20 protein-coding genes and 1 pseudogene are annotated in these 16,391 nt (G+C 61.9%); 7 read left to right on the top strand and 14 right to left on the bottom strand.

The window, feature by feature from the left end:
* Nucleotides 1–14 precede the first annotated feature (14 nt).
* Nucleotides 15–2,183, top strand: coding sequence for a metallophosphoesterase (locus tag AC1DB0_RS19225; RefSeq protein WP_342066421.1), 2,169 nt, complete (start codon nt 15–17; stop codon nt 2,181–2,183).
* A gap of 56 nt (nt 2,184–2,239) precedes the next feature.
* Here the strand turns inward: AC1DB0_RS19225 and AC1DB0_RS19220 are convergent, their stop codons facing one another.
* Nucleotides 2,240–3,199 carry an AraC-like ligand-binding domain-containing protein gene (locus AC1DB0_RS19220; protein ID WP_476757456.1) on the bottom strand — a complete coding sequence of 320 codons (960 nt, stop codon included), beginning with the start codon at nt 3,197–3,199 and terminating at the stop codon, nt 2,240–2,242.
* Between the two features lie 161 nt (nt 3,200–3,360).
* Here AC1DB0_RS19220 and AC1DB0_RS19215 point away from each other — a divergent pair, with 161 nt between their 5' ends.
* The 6 genes from AC1DB0_RS19215 to AC1DB0_RS19190 are packed head-to-tail and all read left to right on the top strand — an operon-like array spanning nt 3,361 to nt 9,065.
* On the top strand, nt 3,361–4,257 hold the full coding sequence (locus AC1DB0_RS19215) for an alpha/beta fold hydrolase (RefSeq protein ID WP_476757455.1): 897 nt from the start codon (nt 3,361–3,363) through the stop codon (nt 4,255–4,257).
* Nucleotides 4,258–4,273: 16 nt separating this feature from the next.
* Nucleotides 4,274–5,446, top strand: a complete 1,173-nt coding sequence (locus AC1DB0_RS19210; RefSeq protein WP_054420852.1) for a substrate-binding domain-containing protein — start codon at nt 4,274–4,276, stop codon at nt 5,444–5,446.
* A 14-nt stretch (nt 5,447–5,460) separates the two neighbouring features.
* The gene (locus AC1DB0_RS19205) at nt 5,461–6,231 is read left to right on the top strand and encodes an ABC transporter ATP-binding protein (RefSeq protein WP_054420853.1); all 771 of its coding nucleotides are present in this window, start codon (nt 5,461–5,463) and stop codon (nt 6,229–6,231) included.
* A complete protein-coding gene (locus AC1DB0_RS19200) occupies nt 6,228–6,980 on the top strand; it encodes an ABC transporter ATP-binding protein (RefSeq protein WP_054420854.1) in 753 nt (250 codons plus the stop codon). The genes AC1DB0_RS19205 and AC1DB0_RS19200 overlap by 4 nt, the downstream gene beginning before the upstream one ends.
* Nucleotides 6,977–7,987: a branched-chain amino acid ABC transporter permease gene (locus tag AC1DB0_RS19195; RefSeq protein ID WP_476757454.1), complete on the top strand. Its 1,011-nt coding sequence runs from the start codon at nt 6,977–6,979 to the stop codon at nt 7,985–7,987. Before AC1DB0_RS19200 ends, AC1DB0_RS19195 begins: the two co-directional genes overlap by 4 nt.
* 10 nt (nt 7,988–7,997) lie before the next feature.
* Entirely contained in the window at nt 7,998–9,065 is a 1,068-nt protein-coding gene (locus AC1DB0_RS19190; protein ID WP_342066424.1) for a branched-chain amino acid ABC transporter permease, read from the top strand.
* A gap of 30 nt (nt 9,066–9,095) precedes the next feature.
* Here the strand turns inward: AC1DB0_RS19190 and AC1DB0_RS19185 are convergent, their stop codons facing one another.
* The 13 genes and pseudogenes from AC1DB0_RS19185 to tuf all read right to left on the bottom strand — a co-directional run bounded on the left by AC1DB0_RS19185 (nt 9,096) and on the right by tuf (nt 16,371).
* Nucleotides 9,096–9,692, bottom strand: a complete 597-nt coding sequence (locus tag AC1DB0_RS19185; protein WP_476757453.1) for a hypothetical protein — start codon at nt 9,690–9,692, stop codon at nt 9,096–9,098.
* 106 nt (nt 9,693–9,798) lie between these two features.
* Complete coding sequence (gene rpsQ / locus AC1DB0_RS19180; RefSeq protein ID WP_006216549.1) at nt 9,799–10,080, bottom strand: 30S ribosomal protein S17; 282 nt, start codon at nt 10,078–10,080, stop codon at nt 9,799–9,801.
* Nucleotides 10,081–10,082: 2 nt separating this feature from the next.
* A complete protein-coding gene (gene rpmC, locus AC1DB0_RS19175) occupies nt 10,083–10,274 on the bottom strand; it encodes a 50S ribosomal protein L29 (RefSeq protein WP_003806912.1) in 192 nt (63 codons plus the stop codon).
* An 11-nt stretch (nt 10,275–10,285) separates the two neighbouring features.
* The gene (rplP, locus tag AC1DB0_RS19170; RefSeq protein WP_006216552.1) at nt 10,286–10,702 is read right to left on the bottom strand and encodes a 50S ribosomal protein L16; all 417 of its coding nucleotides are present in this window, start codon (nt 10,700–10,702) and stop codon (nt 10,286–10,288) included.
* 2 nt (nt 10,703–10,704) lie between these two features.
* Nucleotides 10,705–11,499 (bottom strand): 30S ribosomal protein S3, encoded by a 795-nt coding sequence (rpsC, locus tag AC1DB0_RS19165; protein WP_006216553.1) that lies wholly within the window; start codon nt 11,497–11,499, stop codon nt 10,705–10,707.
* Nucleotides 11,500–11,508: 9 nt separating this feature from the next.
* Nucleotides 11,509–11,838: a 50S ribosomal protein L22 gene (gene rplV / locus AC1DB0_RS19160; protein ID WP_006227021.1), complete on the bottom strand. Its 330-nt coding sequence runs from the start codon at nt 11,836–11,838 to the stop codon at nt 11,509–11,511.
* A gap of 3 nt (nt 11,839–11,841) precedes the next feature.
* Nucleotides 11,842–12,117 (bottom strand): 30S ribosomal protein S19, encoded by a 276-nt coding sequence (gene rpsS / locus AC1DB0_RS19155; protein ID WP_006216555.1) that lies wholly within the window; start codon nt 12,115–12,117, stop codon nt 11,842–11,844.
* A 12-nt stretch (nt 12,118–12,129) separates the two neighbouring features.
* Nucleotides 12,130–12,957 (bottom strand): 50S ribosomal protein L2, encoded by an 828-nt coding sequence (rplB, locus tag AC1DB0_RS19150; RefSeq protein ID WP_006216556.1) that lies wholly within the window; start codon nt 12,955–12,957, stop codon nt 12,130–12,132.
* The gene (gene rplW / locus AC1DB0_RS19145; RefSeq protein ID WP_006216557.1) at nt 12,958–13,254 is read right to left on the bottom strand and encodes a 50S ribosomal protein L23; all 297 of its coding nucleotides are present in this window, start codon (nt 13,252–13,254) and stop codon (nt 12,958–12,960) included. It lies immediately after the preceding gene.
* Complete coding sequence (gene rplD / locus AC1DB0_RS19140) at nt 13,251–13,871, bottom strand: 50S ribosomal protein L4 (protein WP_054420857.1); 621 nt, start codon at nt 13,869–13,871, stop codon at nt 13,251–13,253. The genes rplW and rplD overlap by 4 nt, the downstream gene beginning before the upstream one ends.
* Before the next feature lie 4 nt (nt 13,872–13,875).
* A complete protein-coding gene (gene rplC / locus AC1DB0_RS19135) occupies nt 13,876–14,565 on the bottom strand; it encodes a 50S ribosomal protein L3 (protein WP_054420858.1) in 690 nt (229 codons plus the stop codon).
* Between the two features lie 479 nt (nt 14,566–15,044).
* Nucleotides 15,045–15,233 (bottom strand): annotated as a pseudogene (rpsJ, locus tag AC1DB0_RS19130) (30S ribosomal protein S10); the annotation flags it as partial.
* Complete coding sequence (tuf, locus tag AC1DB0_RS19125) at nt 15,169–16,371, bottom strand: elongation factor Tu (RefSeq protein WP_476758731.1); 1,203 nt, start codon at nt 16,369–16,371, stop codon at nt 15,169–15,171. The pseudogene rpsJ and the gene tuf, both read right to left, overlap by 65 nt.
* Nucleotides 16,372–16,391: the final 20 nt, after the last annotated feature.

Genomic DNA, 16,391 nt, shown 5'->3' with positions numbered 1-16,391 from the left:
GAAATGTACGCGCAATGAATGCCCTCTCCCGCTTCGCCCGCACGGCCGGCGCCGCCACCCTCGTGGCGCTGCTCGCCGCTTGTGGCGGCGACGATGACGACAACAACTCCCCCGTCGCCGAGACGCCCCCGCCTGTCACGGAGACGCCGGCCGCACCGCCCGCCCCCGTGCAAGTCGCGTTCATGCCCGACATCCACTTTCACGACGTCTACGCCGACTTCAAAGATGGCTCGTTTCCGGGCATTCCGAATCCGAAGCATGGCGACAATGCCACCATCCGGACGATGTACGCGCAACTGACGTCGACCCGCCTGTTCAACGAAAACTACTTCGCGTTCCTGGCCGCGCTGGATGACGCCGTATCGCGCGGCGTGAAGTACATCGCCCTGCCCGGCGACTTCTCGGATGATGGCCAGCCCGTGCACATGCGGGGCCTGGTCAAGATCATGGACGAGTATTCGAAGAAGCATGGCATCCAGTTCTTTGCGGCCCCGGGCAACCATGACCCCAACCGCCCCTTCAACCAGGCCGCCGGCAAGAGCGACTACCTGGGCCTGGACCCGGCCACCGGCGCCATCGGCTTCTCGCAACCGATCTACAGCCGCGGCGGCAATGCCGCGTGCAGCACGCCCTACAGCGGTGACTGGGCGCTGGTCGGCAGCACGTACTGCACCGAAGAAGTCCTGCACATGGGGTACGCGGGCATCACCGACGCATTGAAGCAGCACGGCTTCATGCCGCAGCCGCAAAACGTCTATTACGAAACGCCGTACAGCACCTACAAGTACGAAGACTACGACTACACCACTGCGCGGGACCAGGCCAACTGGATCAATCGCCAGTACGAAATCTGCGCCGAAGGCACGGGCGGCCCGAACAAGCCGCAGAACTACACGCTGTGCAAGATGGTGCCCGATACGTCCTACGTGGTGGAACCGGTCAAGGGCGTGTGGCTGGTCGGCATCGACGCCAACGTCTATGTGCCCACCGGTACCGGTGCGAATGATTTCACCGGCTCGGGCGACCAGGGCTACAACAAGATGCTCACGCACAAGGCGCACGTCATCAAATGGCTGAAGGACGTGGTTGCGCGCGGCAAGGCGCAGGGCAAGCAGGTCATCGCCTTCAGCCACTTCCCGATGTCGGAATTCTTCAACGGTGCGTCGGACGATATCGAAGCGCTGCTGGGCGCCAACAAGATGCAGATGATCCGCCGCCCGGCCGAGAACACCACGCGCGCGCTGGCCGAAACCGGTTTGAAGGTACACGTGGGCGGCCACATGCACTTCAACGACATGGCGGCGCGCAACTACGGCGCGGACACGGCGCTGTTCAACATCCAGGCGCCGTCCATGGCGGCCTACGTGCCGGCCTACAAGCTGATGACGCTGCAAAGCGCGGACGAGATCGAAGTGCAAACCATCCGTCTGGACAAGGTGCCGCGCTTTGACGAGCTGTTCGACCTGTACCGCGCCGAGAACGCCTACACAACGCCCGCGCGCTGGGACGTGTCGATCCTGGACGCCAAGGACTACGGCGACTTCACCTATCGCTACATGAGCGAACTGGTGCGCCTGCGCCTGCTCAACGACGACTGGCGCTGCGAGATGCGTGAACTGGTCAAGAGTCCGCTCACCGGCGCTGATCTGCTGACGCTGTCGCAACTGCAAACCACCGTCACGCTGAAGGAACTGGCGAACACCGGCAATCAGAACAATCTGACTTCCGCCTTCTTCGCTTGCCTCTCCGACGGCGGCGGCAGCGGCGCCAGCAATGCGGCGTATGCCGGCAACCTGGCGGACGCCCAAGCCCGTGCACAAGCGCTGGCGCAAGCCAACGGCATGCAGCTGTCGGATTTCGCGCAGTGGAAGGCGTTGGATATGGCGGGTGACTTCGTGCGCATTGCCAACGCGGGCGACCTGGCGTTTGCCGACATCCCCGCGCAACGCGCCAATCAGTACAAGTTGCTGGCCCAGGCGCTTGCCAACACGAACGCGTCGGTGCAGATGAACGGCAACAGCGTCAGCAACGCCAACACGCTGGCTGACCTGTTCAAGGCGCGCTTCAAGCCGCTGATGGCGATCATGCTGAAGCTGGCTGCGGGTGCTCCGTCGGAACACATCCGGCTGGACCTGAGCAGCAACAGCATCGTCAATCTGTCGACCCAGCCTTCACCCTTCTAACACCGACAACAAGCGCGCGTTGATGGCAAACGGCTCACGATCAGTGAGCCGTCTGCTTAACCGCGAGCGCGCATGTCCCGAGGTGTCATGCCGAACCGGTTCTTGAACAGGCGGCTGAAGTGCGACGGGTGGGTAAAGCCCACCTGATACGCCAGCTCGCCGATACCGCGATGCTGATGCCTGGGGTCCAGCAGCAATTCGCGGCAGCGATCCAGACGCTGATCGAAGATGAAGGACTCCACCGACAAGCCGCCTGCCCGCAGGATGCGATGCAGATACGCCGCCGACACCCCACAGCCCTGCGCCACGTGTTGCGGCGACAGTGCCGGGTCGGCCAGATGCTGTCGGATATACGCCAGCACCCGCTGCCGATGCGCCAAGGTAACGCTGCTATCCGATTCAGACGCATGCCCCTGCCCCGGCTGCACCAGGAACAGCACGATCAAATCGATCAAGCGTTCGCCAAGCTCGGTGACTTCGGTGTCCGACCAGCCGCCCATGCCTTTGAACAGATGGTCCATGTAGCTGGCCAACATCGCGCCGCGCGGGGAGCCGTCGTCGATGCGCAGCTTGTGGAACGCGCCGATACGCGAATCCCGCTGCGACAAGGCGCTGCGCGGAAACGACACGCTCAGGCTGCGATAGCCCGATGAGCCCAACGCCGTCGCCTGATACGGCAGGCTTTGGTTCATCAGGTACACGCACCCCGGTTCGACCTGGAATTCACGGCCTTGCTGGCGCACGGCCAGCGGGCCGGACAACGGCAGGCCAAAGGTGTAGAACTCCTGGTCCAGCCGCGACACATTGCCCACCGTGCGCTCCAGCTTCTGTCCCTGATAGTGCAGGTCATTGAATTGAAGGCTGGCGCGGCGGGCGTAGCGCACGTGTCCCGCAAAATGATCCGGCTTGCCGCGGTGCACTTCAAACGGGCCGAACGCGTCCGACAAAGCCGCGCGCCATTGCTCACGCCCGTCGGCGCCGGCGCTGGCCGAAATGGCGAATTCCGTATCGGGCATGTCGCGGTCTCCTGTACGCGGCGGGAAGCGCAATTTGATCTTGCGTCTACAACCTTTTGACTCACCCTGCTCTGGGGTGCGCGACGCATTGTGGATGCATCTGGCGCAAGTCTATAGTCAGCCCGATAAGCACACAACCTGGACAACCCGGGAGGAGACTCATGGCAAACGCGCCCGTAACGGCAGGCCGCCACACGCCTGTTTCGCGCTATCTGCGCTGCGAAAGCCGCGAGCTGCACTACATGGAATGGGGTACGCCCGACGCGCCCCCCATCGTCATGTGGCACGGGCTGGCCCGCACCGGCCGCGATTTCGACGACTTGGCACAAGCGCTGGCGGATGACTACCGCATCCTGTGTCCCGACACGATCGGGCGCGGCCTGTCGCAATGGAGTCCCGACCCGGTGGCCGAATACCAGCTGGATTTTTACGCGCGCCTGGCGCGAGCGTTCGTCGATGGCTTGCAGCTAACCCACTTGCGCTGGGTGGGCACGTCAATGGGCGGCGCCACCGGCATGCACGCCGCCGCCACAACMTTGCGCGACCGCATCTCGCACCTGGTGGTCAACGACATCGGCCCGGAATTACCGCAGCCGGCCATCGAGCGCATCCTGGCCTATGTCGGCAACCCGCCCGCCTTCGACACCGTCACCGAATTGGAAGCGTGGCTGCGCGTTGCCTACAAGCCCTATGGCTGGCAAAGCGATGCGCAATGGCGGCGCATGGCCGAGACCTCGGTGCGGCGCCTGCCTGATGGGCGCGTCACCGCGCACTACGACCCGGCCATCGCCGGGCAGTTCAGCCACCACCCCAACGACTACAACCGCTGGAGCGGCTACGACTCGCTGCGCATGCCGCTGTTGCTCTTGCGCGGCGCAGATTCCGACTTGCTGTTGCCCGACGTCGCCCACGCCATGACGCAACGCGGCCCGCGCGCCCAACGCATCGACTTCCCCGACTGCGGCCACGCCCCCGCCTTGAACGTGGCGTCGCAGATCGACGCCATCCGCCACTTCCTTGCCACGCCCGCCGCCCCGGCAGACACGCGCACCCACTGATACCAGGAGACTCCCCATGAATCGCATTCTGCTTGCCGCGCTGGCGGCGCTTTGCATGAACTCGGCAGCTGCGGCGAAGGACTTCGTCGTGGCCCATGTTTACGACAAGACGGGCCCGCTGGAGGCCTACGCCAAACAGACGCAGAACGGCCTGATGCTGGGCCTGGAATACGCAACCCAAGGCACGATGACGGTTGCCGGCCGCAAGATTCGCGTGATCGAAAAAGACAACCAGGGCAAGCCCGACGTGGCGCGTGCGCAGCTGGCGTCCGCCTACGCCGACGATAACGCCGACATCGCCGTCGGCCCGACCTCGTCCGGTGTGGCGCTGGCCATGCTGCCGATCGCCGAAGAGTACGAAAAAATCTTGCTGGTGGAGCCCGCCGTGGCCGATTCCATCACGGGCGAAAAGTGGAACAAGTACATCTTCCGCACGGGCCGCAACTCATCGCAGGATGCCATCGCCAACGCCGTGGCGTTCGACCAGGCAGGCACGTCCATCGCCATGCTGGCGCAAGACTATGCCTTTGGCCGCGACGGCGTGAAGGCCTTCAAGGGCGCGCTGAAGAACGCCAAGATCGTGCACGAGGAATATCTGCCCGCCAACGCCACCGACTTCACCGCTGGCGCGCAGCGTTTGTTCGATGCGCTGAAAGACAAGCCGGGCCGCAAGATCATCTTCATCTTGTGGGCGGGTGCGGGCAACCCGTTCAAGATCGCCGATCTGGACCCCAAGCGCTTCGGCATCGAGATCGCCACGGGCGGCAATACGCTGGCCGCGATGACGCCGTTGAAGTCTCTGGCGGGCATGGAAGGCGCCACGTATTACTACTACGGTATCCCCAAGAATCCGATCAATGATTGGCTCGTTGCCGAACACCAGAAGCGCTACGGCCAGCCGCCGGACTTCTTCACAGCGGGCGGCATGTCGTCGGGCATTGCGATCGTGGCCGCGCTGAACAAGACCGCAGGCAACTCCGACACCGACACGCTCATCAAGGCGATGGAAGGCATGAGCTTCGACACGCCCAAGGGCAAGATGACCTTCCGCCCCGAAGACCATCAAGCCATGCAATCGATGTACCACTTCCGCATCAAGAACGATCCGTCGGTGCCATGGGCTGTGCAGGATCTGGTCAAGGAAATCACGCCTGACCAGATGAACGTGCCGATCCAGAACAAACGCTGAACGCCGCCACCAACATGCTGGAAACCCAATCGCTCACGATCCGTTTCGGCGGGCACGTGGCCGTCAACAATGTCAGTTGCCGCTATGCGCCTGGCACGCTGACGGCCATCGTCGGCCCCAACGGCGCGGGCAAAACGACCTACTTCAATCTGATCTCGGGCCAACTGCGCGCAAGTGCAGGCTCGGTGAGTTTGAACGGGCGCGACCTGACATCGTTATCAGCCCCGGCTCGCATGCATGCCGGCCTGGGCCGCGCCTTTCAATTGACGCAACTGTTCCCTCGCCTGACCGTGCATGAGAACGTGCGGCTGGCGCTGCAATCGCGACAGCAAGGCATGAGCTGGCGCCGCATCCGCTTCTGGCGCACGTGGGACGATGACCGCAACCTGCTCGCGCGCGCCGATGCGCTACTGGAACGCACCCGCTTGTCGGCGCGGCGTGACCAGGCCGCCGCTGACCTGCCGCATGGCGATCAACGCAAGCTGGAAATCGCCATGCTGATTGCGCTGGAACCGCAGGTATTCATGTTCGACGAACCCACGGCCGGCATGAGCGTGGACGACGTGCCCGTGGTGCTGGAGCTGATCCGCGAAATCAAGACGGATTCATCGAAAACGATTCTGCTGGTGGAGCACAAGATGGATGTGGTGCGTGAATTGGCTGACCGCATCGTCGTGTTGCATAACGGCCAGCTGATGGCGGACGGCGACCCGGCCACCGTCATCGCGTCCCCCATCGTGCAACAGGCCTATCTGGGCATCAGCCCGACGGAGACGCCGGCATGAGCGCCCCGCTGCTGCTGGAACTGCAAGGCGTGCATACCCACATCGGCGCGTACCACATCCTGCACGGCGTGGACCTGGCGGTGCCGTCTGCTGGGGTCACCATGCTGCTGGGCCGCAACGGCGCCGGCAAGACCACGACGCTGCGCACGATCATGGGGTTGTGGCGGGCCTCGCAAGGCCAGGTAACGTTTGACGGCACCCCGATTGGCGGGCCGGGCACACGCAAATCACCGCCTGACATGGCTCGCATGGGCATGGCCTATGTGCCCGAAAACATGGGCATCTTTGCGGATTTGTCGGTGAAGGAAAACATCTTGCTCGCCGCACGCCAAGCGCGCAGCGCGGACCAGCTCGACACCGCCCGGCTGGAATGGATCTTCGGCTTTTTCCCGGCGCTGAAAAAATTCTGGCTGCATCCGGCAGGCAAGCTGTCGGGCGGACAGAAGCAGATGCTGGCAGTGGCGCGCGCCATCATCGAGCCGCGCCGGCTGCTGTTGATCGACGAACCCAGCAAGGGTCTTGCGCCCGCCATCATCCAGAACATGATCGACGCCTTCATCGAGCTCAAGCAGGCTTCCACCACCATCCTGCTGGTTGAGCAGAACTTCAATTTCGCACGGCAGGTCGGCGATCACGTCGCCGTCATGGACAACGGCCGTGTCGTGCATGCCGGCGGCATGCGCGAGCTGGCGGACGACGACGCGCTGCAAACCAGTCTGTTGGGCCTGTCTTTGGGAAGCCATCAATGAGCACCGTGGATATTGATACCCCGCTGCCACGCGTGCGCGCGGACCTGCGGCCCGTGCTGCTGGTGCTGGCGCTGGCCGCCATTGCGCTGCCGCTGGTCGGCTCGCTGTCGACCTGGGTCACGCTGACGCTGGCGGGCCTGGCCATGGGCATGATCATCTTCATCGTGGCCTCTGGCATGACACTCGTGTTCGGGCTGATGGACGTGCTGAACTTCGGGCACGGTCTCTTCATTGCCATCGGCGCCTACATGGCGGCCACGGTACTGAGCGGCATGGCCGACTGGACACAATCCGGCAGCCTGTGGATGAACCTGGCAGCCGTGCTGCCTGCGATGATCGTCGGCATGCTCGTGGCCGGTGCTGTCGGGCTGGCATTCGAACGCGTGATCGTGCGGCCGGTGTATGGGCAGCACCTGAAGCAGATCCTGATCACGATGGGCGGGATGATCATCGGTGAGGAAATCATCAAGATGATCTGGGGTCCGCAGACGCTATCCCTGCCGTTGCCCGAGGCGCTGCGCGGCGCGTTCCTGCTGGGCGATGCCGCCATCGAGAAATTCCGCATCGTGGCGCTGGTGGTGGGCGTGCTGGTGCTGGGCGCCATGCTGTGGCTGCTGAACCGCACCAAGCTGGGCCTGCTGATCCGCGCGGGCGTCGAAGACCGGGAAATGGTGGAAAGCCTGGGCTACCGCATCCGGCATTTGTTCGTCGGCGTGTTTGTGGCCGGGTCGATGCTGGCCGGGCTGGGCGGTGTGCTGTGGGGGATGTATCAGCAATCGGTTGTGCCGCAGCTGGGTGCGCAGGTCAATGTGCTGATCTTCATCGTCATCATGATCGGCGGGCTGGGGTCGACGGTAGGCTGCCTGATCGGTGCGCTGCTGGTCGGCTTGATGGCCAACTACACCGGCTTCCTGCTGCCCAAGGCCGCTCTCTTTTCAAACATTGCGCTGATGGTCGCCATTCTGTTGTGGCGGCCGCAAGGCGTGTATCCGGTCACGAACCGCTAGGAGCCGCGATATGTCTTTCCGCCTGCTCTCCGGCGACCCGCCCCGCAGCCCGCTATTGGCGTTGGCGCTGATCGCGATTGTCGCCTTGCTTGCCACGGCGCCCTTCCTTTTTCCCGGCCCGAAGTCGCTGGCGGTGGCCGCGAAGATTCTGGTGTTCGTGATTTTGGTCGCAAGCTATGACCTGCTGCTGGGATACACCGGCATCGTGAGCTTTGCGCACACCATGTTCTTTGGCATCGGCGCCTATGGCGTCGCGATTGCCAGCATCCGCATGGAGCCGGGATGGACCGCCGTGTTCGCGGGTGTGGGTGCGGGCCTTGCGGTGTCGCTGGCGTTCGCGTTGTTGATCGGCCTGGCCAGCCTGCGCGTGCGAGCGATCTTCTACGCAATGATCACGTTAGCCGTCGCGGCGGCGTTCCAGACGTTGGTGTCGCAGTTGTCTGATCTGACGGGTGGCGAAGATGGCCTGAACTTCAAGGTACCCCAGATGTTGCGACCGGCGTTCCGGCCATTTTCCGAGCCGGTGTTCGGCGTCACGATCGACGGCCGCATCATCACGTACTACCTGATCGCCGCGGTGTGCGTCGTGCTGTTCCTGATGCTGCTGCGCATCGTTAACTCGCCGTTTGGCCGAGTGCTGCAAGCCATCCGCGAGAACCCGTTCCGAGCCGAGGCCATTGGCTATCGCACGGTGCTGTATCGCAGCCTGTCAAACCTGCTTGCCGCCGCCTTCGCCACGCTGGCGGGCGCGATGTACGCGTTATGGCTGCGCTACAACGGGCCGGATACCTCGCTGTCGTTCGAGATCATGCTGAACATCCTGCTGATGCTGGTGATTGGCGGCATGGGCACGATGTACGGCGCAGTGGTCGGCGCGAGCCTATTTGTGTTCGCACAAAGCTATCTGCAAGATGGCCTGCACATCATTCACGATGCGGTGACGGGCGTGGCACCCTTGGCGCTGCTGTTCGAACCCGACCGCTGGCTGCTGTGGCTGGGGATTTTGTTCGTGGTGTCGGTGTATTACTTCCCGACGGGTATTGCCGGGCGGCTGCGGGAATTTACGCGGCGGCGCTGAATAGCCGTCGCCTGCCCGGCGCCGCTGGCGTCAACGGCCACGGTTACCCAAGTCGTCGGCATCACGCCTCAGGCCATTGACGCGCCGTTGCATCTCGTCAACGCTGCGCCGGGTATCGCTACCGGTACGATCCAGTTGCGAGCCTGAAGGCGTGGGCGCTAGCTTCGGCATGTTCATCGGCGCGCCGGCGTTCAACGGAATCATTGCTGGGGGATGCGGATCTGCTGCGGCGGGCCTTTCCGTCAGCAGCTTCTCAAGCATGCGCAACTGGTCACGCTGGGTTTGCAGCGACCGTTCCTGGTCCATCAGCGCCTGCTCATTTTCGTCGTCGGTGCCAAAGATGGCGGCGTGATCGCGTGACGAGCCATCCAGGCGCACACGAGCGTCCGGTCCCGCATTCAGCAACGCCCGTCCGAGCGAGGCATGGTCCGTAATGGGCGTGGCCGCAGCTGCTGTCGCAGCGGTAGCGGCAGGCGCGGCCTCGGCAGTGCTTGGAGCGCGAGGGGTTGCGTCGGCATGGGTCGTCTGTGGCTGCGCTTGCACCTGCGCGGGTGTTTGCGGCTGCGGCTGCGCCACGCTGCCCGCGCTCAACAAGCCCAACCAGAGCCCCGTCATAAAGCGGCGCATGATGTCGTGTGATCCTCCACTTTCGAAACGCGAAAAAAAACGGCAAGGGGTTTAGCCCTTGCCGTTTTATATCAGAACGGCGAACCGTTCCGATGAACTGCTTTACTTAGATGATACGTGCGGCTTCAACCAGACGCACCACACGCCACGACTTCGAGCGCGAGATGGGACGGCCTTCAGCGATTTCAACCGTATCGCCTTCGTTGTATTGGTTCGATTCATCGTGCGCCTTGTACTTCGCGGAGCGCATGATGATCTTGCCGAAGATGGGGTGCTTGACGCGGCGCTCGACGAGCACAACGACAGTCTTGTCCATCTTGTTGCTGACGACCTTGCCAACCAGCGTACGCTGGCGCTTGGCCACTTGGGTGTTTTGAGTTTCGCTCATGTTTATTTCCCTGCCTTCTCGGTCAGCAAGGTACGAACGCGCGCGATGTCGCGACGCACGTTGCGCAGCTGGCTGGTGTTGGCCAGTTGCTGCGTGGCCTTCTGCATACGCAGACCGAATTGTGCCTTCAGCAGGCTTTCGAGCTCTTTGCCGAGCTCGGCGGCGTCTTTCGAACGGAGTTCGCTAGCTTTCATGTTAGGTCTCCTTAAGCACCGATGTGACGAGCGACGAACGTCGTCGAGATCGGCAACTTGGCAGCGGCCAGACGGAAAGCTTCACGTGCGATTTCTTCGCTCACACCTTCCATTTCGTAGAGCACTTTGCCGGGTTGAATTTCAGCGACCCAGTACTCCGGATTGCCCTTACCGTTACCCATGCGGACTTCGGCAGGCTTTTGCGAGATGGGCTTATCCGGGAAAATGCGGATCCAGATACGGCCGCCACGCTTGATGTGACGATTGATAGCACGACGAGCGGCTTCGATCTGGCGAGCGGTCAGACGGCCACGGCCGGTGGCCTTCAGACCGAATTCGCCGAACGACACGTGGGTACCACGAGTCGCCAGACCGGTGTTGCGGCCCTTCTGCTCTTTGCGATACTTTCTGCGAGAGGGTTGCAGCATGGTTATTCTCCTTCAGGCGCCGGAGCAGCGTCCGCCTTGCGGGGACCACCACGACCACGACCACCCGGACGACCGGTGCGAGCACCGTCCGGACGATCACCACGCGGAGCGCGGCGCGGACGACGTTCTTCTTCGCGCGGGGCAGCGGTTTCCGGCGGCAATTCGCCGTTAGCCAGCATGTCGCCCTTGTAGACCCAGACCTTGATGCCGATCACGCCATACGTGGTGTGGGCTTCGGAGGTGCCGTAGTCAATGTTGGCCTTCAGGGTGTGCAGCGGCACACGGCCTTCGCGATACCACTCGGTGCGAGCAATTTCGATACCGTTCAGACGGCCCGAGCTCATGATCTTGATGCCTTGGGCACCCAGACGCATCGCGTTTTGCATCGCGCGCTTCATTGCGCGACGGAACATGATGCGCTTCTCGAGCTGTTGCGAGATCGAGTCGGCGATCAGTTGAGCATCGGTTTCCGGCTTGCGGATTTCTTCGATGTTGACGTGCACAGGCACGCCCATCAGACGCTGCAGATCAGCCTTCAGGCTTTCGATGTCTTCGCCGCGCTTGCCGATCACCACGCCCGGACGAGCCGAGTAGACGGTGATGCGGGCATTCTTGGCCGGACGCTCGATGATCACGCGACCAACGGAGGCGCTCTTGAGCTTCTTCTTCAGGTACTCGCGAACGCGAATGTCTTCGGCAAGCATCGTGCCGAAGGCCTTGTCGTCGGCGAACCAACGCGAGGACCAATTACGGGTGACCGCGAGACGGAACCCAGTGGGGTGAATTTTCTGACCCATCGTGACTCCTTAAGCTCCGACCTTGACCGTGATATGGCAGGTCTGCTTCTCGATACGGTTGCCGCGGCCCTTGGCGCGAGCGGAGAAGCGCTTCATCGACTGAGCCTTGTCCACAAAAATCGTGGTGACTTTCAGTTCGTCGATATCGGCGCCGTCGTTGTGCTCGGCGTTGGCGATGGCGGACTCGACAGCCTTCTTCAGGATGACGGCAGCCTTCTTCGGCGAGAAGGTGAGGATTTCCAGGGCACGGCCGACCTTCTGACCACGGATCAAGTCCGCAACCAGACGCGTCTTCTGTGCCGAGATGTGCACCCCACGGATAATGGCAGTAGTTTCCATCGCTTACCTCTTCGCCTTCTTGTCCGCAGCGTGGCCCTTGAACGTACGGGTCAGCGCGAACTCGCCCAGCTTGTGACCGACCATGTTCTCGTTGATGTACACGGGGACATGTTGCTTGCCGTTGTGCACAGCGATCGTCAGACCGATGAACTCGGGCAGGATCGTGGAACGACGCGACCAGGTCTTGATCGGCTTCTTGTCTTTGCCCGCGACGGCCGTGTCCACCTTTTTGATCAGGTGAGCATCGACAAACGGGCCTTTCTTGATCGAACGTGACATAGTGTTCGCCTCTTACTTGCGCTTGCGCCGTTGGACGATCATATTGTTCGTCCGCTTGTTGCGACGGGTCTTGAAACCCTTCGCCGGAGTACCCCACGGGCTGACCGGTTCGCGTGCTTCACCGGTACGGCCTTCGCCGCCACCGTGCGGGTGATCCACCGGGTTCATGGCAACGCCACGAACCGTCGGGCGGATACCGCGCCAACGCATTGCACCGGCCTTGCCAATTTGGCGCAGGCTGTGTTCTTCGTTACCGACTTCACCGATGGTGGCGCGGCATTCGATGTGCACACGGCGGACTTCACCCGAGCGCAGACGCACTTGAGCGTAGATGCCTTCGCGAGCCAGCAGGACGGCGGAAGCGCCGGCCGAACGGACCATCTGAGCACCCTTGCCAGGCAGCATTTCAACGCAGTGAATCGTCGTACCCACCGGGATGTTGCGGATCGGCAGCGTGTTACCGGCGCGGATCGGAGCATCGGTGCCCGACAGCAGGGTTGCACCCACTTCCAGACCACGCGGAGCGATGATGTAACGACGTTCGCCGTCGGCGTAGCACAGCAGAGCAATGTGCGCCGTACGGTTGGGGTCATATTCCAGACGCTCAACCTTCGCCGGGATACCGTCCTTGTCGCGACGGAAGTCGACGACACGGTAGTGTTGCTTGTGACCACCGCCGCGATGGCGGATCGTGATGTGACCGTTGTTGTTACGGCCAGAACCACGGGTCTTCTTTTCCAGCAGCGGCGCGTAGGGCTCACCCTTGTGCAGGTTCGGGCTAACAACCTTCACCATGCCACGGCGGCCAGCCGAAGTCGGCTTAACTTTTACGAGGGCCATTTACTTCACCTCCGCAAAGTCGATTTCCTGGCCGTCCTTGAGCGACACGTAAGCCTTGCGCTCATTACGGCGACGGCCAACGAATCGGCCAAAGCGCTTGACTTTGCCCTTACGGTTGAGGACCTGCACGGACTCGACCTGCACCTTGAAGAGCAGTTCGACGGCAGCCTTGATTTCCGGCTTGGTAGCGTCAGCCACGACACGGAAAGCGACTTGCTGATTCTTCTCAGCGACGAACGTGGCCTTTTCGGTCACGATCGGAGCCAGAATGACTTGCATCAAGCGTTCAGCGTTCATCCCAGCATCTCCTCGAGTTGAGCGATGGCCGGCTTGGTGATCAGCACTTTCTTGTAGTGGACCAGCGACAACGGATCGGCATAACGGGGCTCGACAACAGCAACGTGCGGCAGGTTGCGGGTGGCGAGGTAAACATTCTCATCAACGCTGTCGGTGATGATCAGGACCGAGTCCAGGCCCAGGCTCTTCAGCTTTGCAGCAGCAGCCTTGGTCTTGGGCGATTCCAGATCAAACGATTCGACAACAGCGATGCGGTCTTCACGGGCCAGTTGCGACAAGATCGAACGGATCCCGGCGCGGTACATCTTCTTGTTGACCTTCTGGGTGAAGTTCTCTTCGGGCGAGTTCGGGAAAATCCGACCACCGCCACGCCACAGCGGCGACGAAGTCATACCAGCGCGTGCGCGGCCGGTACCCTTCTGGCGCCAGGGCTTCTTGGTCGAGTGCTTAACTTCAGTGCGATCCTTCTGAGCGCGGTTGCCGGCACGGGCATTGGCTTGGAAAGCCACCACGATCTGATGAATCAGCGCTTCGTTGAAGTCACGGCCGAAGATCGTATCGGGCGCGCTGAACGTAGCAGCGGCCTGACCTTGGTCGTTCAGGAGCTTGAGATCCATTTACTTACGCTCCCTTCTTGGCCGGGGCCTTGATGGCCGGGCGCACGACGATGTCGGCGCCAGCGTGGCCGGGGACAGCGCCCTTGACCAGCAGCAGGCCACGCTCAACGTCAACGCGAACGACGTCGAGGTTTTGAACGGTGCGGGTGACATCACCCAGGTGACCAGCCATGCGCTTACCCGGGAAAATGCGGCCCGGATCTTGTGCTTGACCAATCGAGCCGGGGACGCGGTGCGAACGGGAGTTACCGTGCGAAGCGCGTTGCGAACCGAAGTGGTGACGCTTGATGGTACCGGCAAAGCCTTTACCAATGGTCGTGCCCGTCACGTCGACCTGTTGGCCGGCTTCGAACACGGATTCCACGGCGATCACGGCACCGGCTGCAAATTCAGCAGCGCGAGCGGGATCAAGGCGGAATTCTTTGAGGATGCTACCGGCTTCAGTGCCGGCTTTGGCGTAGTGGCCCGTTTGCGGCTGAGCCACACGCGAGGCACGACGAGTGCCATAAGTCACTTGGATCGCGGCGTAGCCGTCGGTTTCCAGCGACTTAACTTGGGTCACGCGGTTGTTAGACACGTCCAGCACGGTTACCGGGATGGATTCACCTTCCTCGGTAAAAATGCGGGTCATGCCGACCTTGCGACCCACCAGCCCCAGCCGGTGAGCGGCGGGCGTGGGTGTCGAATTCGACATCGTTTTCTCCATTCCCGACTGCGATTGGTCGGGGCTAATCAGGCAAAAGGTAACGGCCTTTGCCCTACGACTATGTTCAACCTGGTTGGTATTGCCTGAGCCCGTCGTAGCTGTAAATCCCCGCATGAATCTGCGGTACAGCGTTATGGTTCAGGTCATTCCGCCCATAGTTAGACTTGCCACAAAATGGCAAGCTTTGCATATTAGCATGATTTTTTCAGGCGGTACAAGTACTTAGCGCACTTTGGCTCAGCGCAAGCAGGCAATTTTGCGACACTGGCTTCGTCGCGGAACTGCCTCGCCAAGCGGGCGGACGTCAGCCGAACAGTAAGTGTTCGCTCACCCCTAGCGACGGCCAAGTGACGGCCAGGCGACGCATCTACAACACTGGCACCGTCCAAAACAAAATGGCCGCACTCCCTGAGGAATACGGCCATTTTTTTCGAGCCTACCGGCGAAGGTAGCAGGCTCGGTACGCCTTACTGCAGCGCGATTTCGACGTCGACGCCGGCCGGCAGGTCCAGACGCATCAGAGCGTCAACGGTCTTGTCGGTGGGATCAACGATGTCCATCAAGCGCTGATGGGTACGGATTTCGAACTGGTCACGCGACGTCTTGTTGACGTGCGGCGAACGCAGAACGTCGTAACGGCGGATACGCGTGGGCAGCGATGGCGAAACGCAGACCTTCTTCCATGGCGATCGGAGCCAACAGCTTGACCGTCATGGCCACGTTGTCGCCCGGCAGAACCATTTCCTTGTCGGCCGGCAGCTCGATCGTGCCCGTCACGTCCGTCGTGCGGAAGTAGAACTGGGGACGATAGCCTTGGAAGAACGGAGTGTGACGGCCGCCTTCTTCCTTGGACAGGATGTACACCTCGGACGTGAAGTCCGTGTGCGGCGTGATCGAGCCCGGCTTGGCCAGAACTTGGCCGCGCTGAACGTCTTCACGCTTGGTGCCGCGCAGCAGAATGCCCACGTTGTCGCCAGCTTGACCTTGGTCCAGCAGCTTGCGGAACATTTCAACGCCGGTGCAAGTCGTCTTGACCGTCGGCACCAGGCCCACGATTTCGATTTCTTCGCCGACCTTCACGATGCCGCGTTCGATACGGCCGGTAACCACCGTGCCGCGACCCGAGATCGAGAACACGTCTTCAACCGGCATCAGGAACGCGCCGTCCACAGCGCGCTCAGGCGTCGGGATGTACGAATCCAGCGCATCGGCCARAGCCATGATGGCTTGCTCGCCCAGTTCGCCCTTGTCGCCTTCCAGCGCCAGCTTGGCCGAACCCTTGACGATCGGGGTGTCATCACCCGGGAAGTCGTACTTCGACAGAAGTTCGCGAACTTCCATTTCCACCAGCTCGAGCAGCTCGGCGTCGTCAACCATGTCAGCCTTGTTCAGGAAGACGATGATGTACGGCACGCCAACTTGGCGGCTCAGCAGGATGTGTTCACGCGTTTGCGGCATCGGGCCGTCAGCGGCCGACACAACCAGAATAGCGCCGTCCATTTGAGCGGCGCCCGTGATCATGTTCTTCACATAGTCAGCGTGGCCCGGGCAGTCAACGTGCGCGTAGTGACGCGCTTGCGTTTCGTACTCGACGTGGGCGGTGTTGATCGTGATGCCGCGAGCCTTTTCTTCAGGAGTCGCATCGATCTGGTCGTAGCCCTTGGCTTCGCCACCGAACTTGTTCGACAGAACGGTCGTGATAGCTGCCGTCAACGTCGTTTTGCCGTGGTCAACGTGACCAATCGTACCCACGTTCACGTGCGGCTTGGTACGTTCAAACTTGCCTTTTGCCATGAAACTTGCCTTTTGCCATG

The sequence above is a fragment of the Achromobacter sp. 10T422 genome, assembly GCF_056394065.1.
This window is presented reverse-complemented; position numbering and strand designations above follow the sequence as displayed.

Excerpts from the sequence above, each read along its gene's own strand:
- AC1DB0_RS19225 (WP_342066421.1), top strand. The coding sequence starts at position 15 with ATGAATGCCCTCTCCCGCTTCGCCCGCACGGCCGGCGCCGCCACCCTC.
- AC1DB0_RS19220 (WP_476757456.1), bottom strand. The coding sequence starts at position 3,199 with ATGCCCGATACGGAATTCGCCATTTCGGCCAGCGCCGGCGCCGACGGG.
- AC1DB0_RS19210 (WP_054420852.1), top strand. The coding sequence starts at position 4,274 with ATGAATCGCATTCTGCTTGCCGCGCTGGCGGCGCTTTGCATGAACTCG.
- AC1DB0_RS19205 (WP_054420853.1), top strand. The coding sequence starts at position 5,461 with ATGCTGGAAACCCAATCGCTCACGATCCGTTTCGGCGGGCACGTGGCC.
- AC1DB0_RS19200 (WP_054420854.1), top strand. The coding sequence starts at position 6,228 with ATGAGCGCCCCGCTGCTGCTGGAACTGCAAGGCGTGCATACCCACATC.
- AC1DB0_RS19195 (WP_476757454.1), top strand. The coding sequence starts at position 6,977 with ATGAGCACCGTGGATATTGATACCCCGCTGCCACGCGTGCGCGCGGAC.
- AC1DB0_RS19190 (WP_342066424.1), top strand. The coding sequence starts at position 7,998 with ATGTCTTTCCGCCTGCTCTCCGGCGACCCGCCCCGCAGCCCGCTATTG.
- AC1DB0_RS19185 (WP_476757453.1), bottom strand. The coding sequence starts at position 9,692 with ATGCGCCGCTTTATGACGGGGCTCTGGTTGGGCTTGTTGAGCGCGGGC.
- rpsQ (WP_006216549.1), bottom strand. The coding sequence starts at position 10,080 with ATGAGCGAAACTCAAAACACCCAAGTGGCCAAGCGCCAGCGTACGCTG.
- rpmC (WP_003806912.1), bottom strand. The coding sequence starts at position 10,274 with ATGAAAGCTAGCGAACTCCGTTCGAAAGACGCCGCCGAGCTCGGCAAA.
- rplP (WP_006216552.1), bottom strand. The coding sequence starts at position 10,702 with ATGCTGCAACCCTCTCGCAGAAAGTATCGCAAAGAGCAGAAGGGCCGC.
- rpsC (WP_006216553.1), bottom strand. The coding sequence starts at position 11,499 with ATGGGTCAGAAAATTCACCCCACTGGGTTCCGTCTCGCGGTCACCCGT.
- rplV (WP_006227021.1), bottom strand. The coding sequence starts at position 11,838 with ATGGAAACTACTGCCATTATCCGTGGGGTGCACATCTCGGCACAGAAG.
- rpsS (WP_006216555.1), bottom strand. The coding sequence starts at position 12,117 with ATGTCACGTTCGATCAAGAAAGGCCCGTTTGTCGATGCTCACCTGATC.
- rplB (WP_006216556.1), bottom strand. The coding sequence starts at position 12,957 with ATGGCCCTCGTAAAAGTTAAGCCGACTTCGGCTGGCCGCCGTGGCATG.
- rplW (WP_006216557.1), bottom strand. The coding sequence starts at position 13,254 with ATGAACGCTGAACGCTTGATGCAAGTCATTCTGGCTCCGATCGTGACC.
- rplD (WP_054420857.1), bottom strand. The coding sequence starts at position 13,871 with ATGGATCTCAAGCTCCTGAACGACCAAGGTCAGGCCGCTGCTACGTTC.
- rplC (WP_054420858.1), bottom strand. The coding sequence starts at position 14,565 with ATGTCGAATTCGACACCCACGCCCGCCGCTCACCGGCTGGGGCTGGTG.